This is a genomic window from Caulobacter sp. (genome assembly GCF_049283275.1).
Taxonomy (GTDB): domain Bacteria; phylum Pseudomonadota; class Alphaproteobacteria; order Caulobacterales; family Caulobacteraceae; genus Caulobacter.
Map to the genome: position 1 here is coordinate 1 of NZ_JBAPVS010000234.1, position 1,736 is coordinate 1,736.

The 1,736-nt window shown below is 70.2% G+C and carries 1 protein-coding gene; it reads right to left on the bottom strand.

Features of this window, described 5'->3' with window-relative positions:
• Nucleotides 1-72: 72 nt before the first annotated feature.
• Nucleotides 73-1,736 (bottom strand): glutamine--fructose-6-phosphate transaminase (isomerizing) (gene glmS, locus WAL33_RS13205; protein ID WP_422182009.1); only part of this gene is annotated, 1,664 nt, incomplete at its 5' end.

Here is a 1,736-nt window from a genome sequence, read left to right on the forward strand (position 1 = left end):
CCCAGAGGGGGAGCATCTGGACGCCAAGATCCTCTCCCCTTGGGGGAGGTGGCCCGAAGGGCCGGAGGGGGGTCATTCCACCGTCACCGACTTGGCCAGGTTGCGCGGCTGGTCGACATCGGCGCCGCGCAGCACGGCGACGTGATAGGCCAGCAGCTGGATCGGCGCGGCCATCACCAGCGGCGCGATCAGCGGGTCGCAGCGCGGGGCGGTGACCACCACCCGGGCCCCGGCCGGGGCCTGGTTCTCGCCGTCCGGATCGGTGATGAACACCACCTGGCCGCCGCGGGCCATCACCTCGCTCATGTTCGAGGCCGACTTGTCGAAATAGGAGTCGAAGGGGGCGAGGATGACGATCGGGGTCGCATCGTCGACCAGGGCGATCGGCCCGTGCTTCAGCTCGCCGGCGGCATAGCCCTCGGCGTGGATATAGCTGATTTCCTTCAGCTTCAACGCCCCCTCCAGGGCCAGCGGATACATCGGGCCACGGCCCAGATAGAGCACGTCGCGGGCCTTGGAGACCTCCTGGGCGACGCCGCGCACGGCCTCCTCCAGATTGATCGATTCGGCGATCAGCCTGGGCGCCTCCAGCAGCACCTTGTCCAGCCGCTGCTCCTCGGCGGCGTCGATGCGGCCGCGGGCGCGGGCGGCGGCGATGGCCAGGGCGGTCAGCACGCAGACCTGGGCGGTGAAGGCCTTGGTCGAGGCGACGCCGATCTCGACGCCGCAGTGGATCGGCCAGACCACGTCGGCCTCGCGGGCCATGGTCGATTCGGCGGCGTTGACGACCACGGCGGTCTTCATGCCCTTGGCCTGGCAGTACCGCAGGGCGGCCAGGGTGTCGGCGGTCTCGCCCGACTGCGACATGGCGATGGCCAGGGCCCCGGCCCGCAAGGCGGGCTGGCGATAACGGAACTCGGACGCGACCTCGACATCGACCGGCAGGTCGGCCAACTGCTCGATCAGGTACTTGCCCAGCAGGCCGGCGATGTAGGAGGTGCCGCAGGCGACGATCTGGATGCGCTCCAAGGCCGCGAAATCCAGGCCGCCGGACACGGCCGTGGTCGCCGTCAGGGCGTCGACATAGGCGGCGATGGTGCGCTGGCAGCCTTCGGGCTGGTCGTGGATCTCCTTCTCCATGAAGTGGCGGTAGTTGCCCTTCTCCATGACCGCCGCCGACGAGGCGACCAGCTTGATCGGCCGGTCGACGGCGGCGCCGGCCTGGTCGAAGATCCGCGCCGAGGCGTGGTCGATGATCACGTGGTCGCCGTCCTCGAGATAGGCGATGCGATGGGTGAACGGGCCGACGGCCAGGGCGTCCGAGCCGATGAACATCTCGCCGTCGCCATAGCCGACCACCAGCGGCGGGCCCTGGCGGGCGCCGAGGATGACGTCCTGTTCGCCATGGATCAGCACGCACAGGGCGTAGGCCCCGCGCAGCCGGTCCAGGGCCGCCTTGAAGGCGGCCAGCGGCGGCAGGCCGGTATTGAGCTCGGCGTCGATCAGATGGGCGACCACCTCGGTGTCGGTGTCGCTTTCGAACACGCGGCCGTGGCTGATCAGTTCGGCCTTCAGCTCGGCGAAGTTCTCGATGATGCCGTTGTGGACCACCGCCACCTGGCCGGCGATGTGCGGGTGGGCGTTGCGCAGGGTCGGGGCCCCGTGGGTGGCCCAGCGGGTGTGGCCGATGCCGGTGACGGCGTCCAGCGGCTCGGCGGCGAGCACCGCCTCCAGCT